This is a genomic window from Micromonospora sp. 4G55 (genome assembly GCF_016803375.1).
Genome location: NZ_JAEVHN010000507.1, coordinates 1 through 4,554, shown reverse-complemented (window position 1 = coordinate 4,554; position 4,554 = coordinate 1). Strand labels below are relative to the sequence as shown.

At 74.8% G+C, this 4,554-nt stretch carries 5 protein-coding genes and 1 pseudogene; 5 read left to right on the top strand and 1 reads right to left on the bottom strand.

The genetic code is table 11. From position 1 onward, the window contains the following. Positions 1-1,172, bottom strand: a 1,172-nt coding sequence (locus JNW89_RS28535) for a DUF6596 domain-containing protein (protein ID WP_238451463.1), incomplete at its 3' end; no start/stop codon positions are given. A gap of 188 nt (positions 1,173-1,360) precedes the next feature. Here JNW89_RS28535 and JNW89_RS28530 point away from each other — a divergent pair. From JNW89_RS28530 to JNW89_RS28510, 5 genes and pseudogenes are all read left to right on the top strand, one after another. Next, positions 1,361-1,654: a hypothetical protein gene (locus JNW89_RS28530; protein ID WP_238451462.1), complete on the top strand. Its 294-nt coding sequence runs from the start codon at positions 1,361-1,363 to the stop codon at positions 1,652-1,654. 41 nt (positions 1,655-1,695) lie between these two features. Next, entirely contained in the window at positions 1,696-1,929 is a 234-nt protein-coding gene (locus JNW89_RS28525; RefSeq protein ID WP_154939182.1) for a zinc-ribbon domain-containing protein, read from the top strand. 7 nt (positions 1,930-1,936) lie between these two features. Beyond that, a complete protein-coding gene (locus JNW89_RS28520; RefSeq protein ID WP_238451461.1) occupies positions 1,937-2,116 on the top strand; it encodes a hypothetical protein in 180 nt (59 codons plus the stop codon). 81 nt (positions 2,117-2,197) lie between these two features. Then, positions 2,198-3,600 (top strand): annotated as a pseudogene (locus JNW89_RS28515) (MFS transporter). Next, a partial coding sequence (locus JNW89_RS28510) for a hypothetical protein (protein WP_238451460.1) occupies positions 3,597-4,554 on the top strand: 958 nt, incomplete at its 3' end. The pseudogene JNW89_RS28515 and the gene JNW89_RS28510, both read left to right, overlap by 4 nt.

Below are 4,554 nucleotides of genomic sequence, written 5' to 3'. Positions count from 1 at the left end.
GGGCCGTGGCCGGCGCGGTCCAGGGCGGCGAGTCCCTCCGTGATGGCGGCGCGGTCCCAGCGGGAGCGGTCCTGCTCGTCGAGGGTGAGCAGGTCACCGGCCGGGTCGCGGCGGGCGGCGCGGCGCGAGTTCTGAAAGAGGAACAGGGCCAGCAGCCCGGGGACCTCCGGCTGGTCGGGCATCAGCCGGTCGAGCAGCCGGGCCAGCCGGATCGCCTCGTCGGCGAAGGCGCGCTCGCCGTCGGCGTCGTACCCCCGGGTGAAGAGCAGGTAGAGCACGGCCAGTACGCCCGGCAGCCGCTCGACCAGCGCGGACCCGGTCGGCACCCGGTAGGGGATGCCGGCCGTGGCGATCCTGGTCTTCGCGCGGGTGATCCGCCGGGTCATGGTGGACTCGCTGACCAGGAAGGCGCGGGCGATGTCGGCGGTGGGCACGCCGGCCACCGTGCGCAGGGTCAGGGCGACCCGCGCCTCCAGGGCCAGCGCCGGGTGGCAGCAGGTGAAGACGAGTCGCAGCCGGTCGTCCACCACGTCCCCCTCCGTCCCGGTCGGCGGTTCGGGATCGGTCAGCAGGGCCAGGTCCCGCAGCCTGCGCCGTTCCACCGCGGCGCGGCGCAGCACGTCCACGGCCCGGTTCCGGGCGCCGTCATCAGCCAGCCGCCCGGATTGCCGGGCACGCCGTCGCGGGGCCAGCGCTCCAGCGCCGAGGCCAGCGCCGTCCTGGGCGCCAGTCCGTCGGCGAGCGTCCAGTCGCCGGTGACCCGGATCAGCGCGGCGACGATCCGCGGGTGCGCCTCGGCACCCGCGTCCGCCACCGCGTCCGCCGCGTCGACCACCGGCGTCAGTCCAGGCCGGCGAAGGGCCGCAGCTCGATCCGGCCGCCGTACGCCATCGGGTGGGCCCGGGCGACCTCGATCGCTCGTCCAGGTCGGCGCACTCCAGGATGTCGAACCCGGCGATGGCCTCCTTGGTCTCGGCGAACGGGCCGTCGCTGAGCAGCAGCTCGCCGCCGCGTACCCGGACCGTGGTGGCCGCCGAGGGCGGCGCCAGCACGTCGCCCGTCAGGCGCTGGCCGCGGGCGTCCCGCTCGGCCACCCACTGGTCGATGTCGGGCGCGGCGCTCGGGTCGGTGTCCGGCTCGGTGTCGGTGCAGACGAACATCATGAACTTCATCGGTCGGGCTCCTCGGTGTCGTGGTCTCTCACCAGGGTGACGAACGCCGGACCCGGATCCGGACACCGACCGGCGGGAAATCTTCGCCGACGCACCGGTACGGCGGGTCCACCGGGTCGGGGCCGGACCCGGGTGGATCATGTCATCGGCACCGCTCACCGGCGACGGAGTTACCGAGGAGGACCGCGATGCCCCGCGACGACTGGAAGGGTGTCGTCAACCAGATCCTCTACGGGTTGATCTTCACTGCGGAGCTGGACGACGTGGCCGCCGCCCGGATGGCCGAGGCGATGGTCGAACGCCGGTCGTTCGGCGCCGGTCCGAGCGCCTACGCCGCGGCCATCGTCCAGGCCCGGCGGCACCGCGGCCCGCTGACCGACGAGCTGCCCACCCCGCACACCGAGGAGCGGTTCCGGGAATTCCTGGAGCTGCTCGCCGGCCAGCTCGACGCCCGTCGGCCGTGGCGACGAACCTCTTCCTGAGAACGGGTGTGTGAGCGCCTTCCGGCGGGTACAGGCCGGCGATGTTCTTCATCTTCGGACTGCGCACGTCCGTCAACCGGTCCGGCGTGGTCACCGCGGTTTGCCGCAACTGCGGCAACCGGGCCGCGCAGGTGATCACCCGCCGGTCGACGAAGTTCACCCTCTTCTTCATCCCGCTGATCCCGGTCCGCACCCGCTACGTGCAGCAGTGCTCGTTCTGCGGGGCCGAGTACGGCATCTCCAAGGACGAGGCCCGCAGCCTCCCGGTCGGCTGACCCGGCGATGGCCCGCTTCCTCTGCTGGCTGATCGGCCGGCAACCGGTCGTGCCGGCCCCCGCGCCGGTGCACACCGTCTCCCGTCCGCCCTGCACCCCGGGCCCTCGCCGGCACCGCCGTCGCAGCCGGCCGCTGGCCGGGGCCCGCTCGCCCCGCTCACCCTGGAACCGGTCCGCCGAGCGCTGACCATGTGATCTTCCGCCCGTACCGGATGCCTGCCCACCTCCGCGTCTTAGGCTGGGGCCGCCGTCCGAACGGGGAGAATCTTTGCGTAACCACCCGGCCGTCGTGCTGGTCGCCGTCCTGCTGTCCACCCTCTCGCTGCCGGTCTCGCTGACCGGCGCGTCGGTCGCGTTGCCGGACATCGGGCGGGACCTCGACGCCGGGCTGGCCGGCGTGCAGTGGGTGGTGAACGGTTACAACGCCACCTTCGCCAGTTTCATGCTGGCCACCGGGGCGCTGGCGGACCTGCTCGGCCGGCGCCGGGTCTTCGCCACCGGCGTCGCGATCTTCGCTGGCTCGGGGTTGCTCGCCTCGGTCGCCGGGAACATCGTGCTGCTCGACCTGCTGCGCGCGCTGGCCGGCGTGGGCGCGGCCGCCGCCGCGACCAGCGCCTCCGCCCTGCTGGCCCACGCCTTCCCGGGCCGGCCCGCGCCCGGGTGTTCAGCATCTTCGGTACGACCATCGGCGTCGGCCTCGCCTTCGGGCCCTCCATCGCCGGCCTGCTGATCTCCGCGTTCGGCTGGCGGGCGGTCTTCGCCGCGCCGGCGCTGGCCGCCGTGGCGGTGCTGGCGCTCACTCCGCTGCTGCCCGAGTCCCGCCAGCCGCACGCCGGGCGGATCGACTGGCCCGGGACGGTCACCTTCACCGCCGCGCTGCTGCTGCTCATCTTCGGTTTCGTGCAGGGCCCCGAGCTGGGCTGGTCCGCCCCGGTGATCGTGGCGGCCTTCGCCGCGGCGGTGGCCCTGCTGGTGGCCTTCGTCCGGGTGGAACGCCGGCGACCCGAGCCGATGTTCGACCTGGCCCTGCTGGCGAGCCCCCGCTTCCTCGGCATCTGCCTGGCGGCGGCCACCATCGTCGCGGTGCTGGTGCCGCTGCTGGTCTACCTGCCGTCGTACCTGACCACGGTGGTCGGGATGAGCCCCGGCGCGGCCGGTGCCACGCTGATCCTGCTGACCGCGCCGACGCTGGTGCTGCCGTTGCTCAGCGGTGCCCTGACCCGGCTGGTGTCGGCCCCGGCGGTGATCGTCACCTCGGTGGCGGTGGTCGCGGTGGGCGCCGCCTGGGCCACCGTGCTCGCCCCGGACAGCGGCACCGCCGCCCTGGCCGGCCCGCTGCTGACCATCGGCGTGGGGGTGGGGTTGTCGATCGGCCTGCTCGACGCCATGGCGATCGGCAGCGTCGCCGCGCACCGGGCGGCCACCGGCGCCGGGATGATCAACACGGCTCGGCTGGCCAGCGAGACCGTCGCCATCGCGGTGGTCGGCGCGGTGCTGGCCAGCACCACCGCCGGCCGGCTCGCCGACCCCGGCTTCACCGGCGGCCTGCGTACCGTGCTCTGGGTGATGGCCGCCGTGGCCCTGCTCGCCGCGGTGGCGACCGCCGTGCTGGTCCGCCGGGCCCGCGTCCCGGCCGAACCGGCGCTGAGCGCCTATCCTGGCGGATCGTGACGAGCACCGCGCAGCGCCTGGCCGCGATCCGCGGCGACCTGCCCCCGAAGCGGCACAACGCCCGGACCATCGCCGCGCTCTCCGGTAACCCGGGCTGCGCCCGCCGGGCGGTGCTGGACGGCGCCGGGGTGGACAAGCCGAGGCTGGCGGAGGTGATCGGCTTCCCGGCCCGCTTCGGGCAGTCGCGGTTCGCCATCACCCGGGGCAACGCCTTCGAGGCGCAGGTGAAGGCCGACGGCGGGGCGGAGCTGCTGCGGCTGGTCGCCGAGCGGCTCGGCGTACCGGTGCCGGAGCGGGCCGGCTGGACGGACCTGGGCGGCGCGGACGACCTGCCGGACCGGCACGAGCGGTCCCGCCGGGCGCTGACCAGCCAGGGGGCCGAGGCGGCGCTCTTCGACCACCCGCTGCTCGGTCTGGACGTCGCCGGCCAGCGGGTGCACCTGGAACCCGACCTGGTCGCCGCCCGACTCGGCGGCCGGTTCCACGTGGTGGAGATCAAGTCGTTCCCGGTGGTCGACGGGCAGGCCGACCCGGCGAAGGTGGCCGCCGCGGCCATCCAGTCCGCCGTCTACGTGCTGGCGCTGCGCGAGCTGCTCGCCGCCGAGGGGCATGACGAGGAGCTGGTCTCGCACGACGTGGTGCTGATCTGCCCGCGTGACTTCGGCAACCGGCCGGTGGCCAGCCTGCTCGACGTCCGCAAGCAGCTGCTGGTGCTGCGCCGGCAGCTCGACCGGATGGCGAAGCTGGACGTGCTGCTCGACACCGTGCCGGCGGACTTCACCGCCGACCCGACCGCCGATCCGGCGACGCTGGCCGCCGGCCTGCGCCGGGTGCGCCGCTACGCGCCGGAGTGCCTGGCCAGTTGCGAGCTGGCGTACTTCTGCCGCACCGAGGCGGGCGGGCACACCGGGGCGCTGGGCCGGCCGGTCCGCGAGGCGCTGGGCGGCGTCGCCA

Coding starts and splice junctions, on each gene's coding strand:
- JNW89_RS28530 (WP_238451462.1), top strand. CDS start 1,361: ATGCCCCGCGACGACTGGAAGGGTGTCGTCAACCAGATCCTCTACGGG.
- JNW89_RS28525 (WP_154939182.1), top strand. CDS start 1,696: ATGTTCTTCATCTTCGGACTGCGCACGTCCGTCAACCGGTCCGGCGTG.
- JNW89_RS28520 (WP_238451461.1), top strand. CDS start 1,937: ATGGCCCGCTTCCTCTGCTGGCTGATCGGCCGGCAACCGGTCGTGCCG.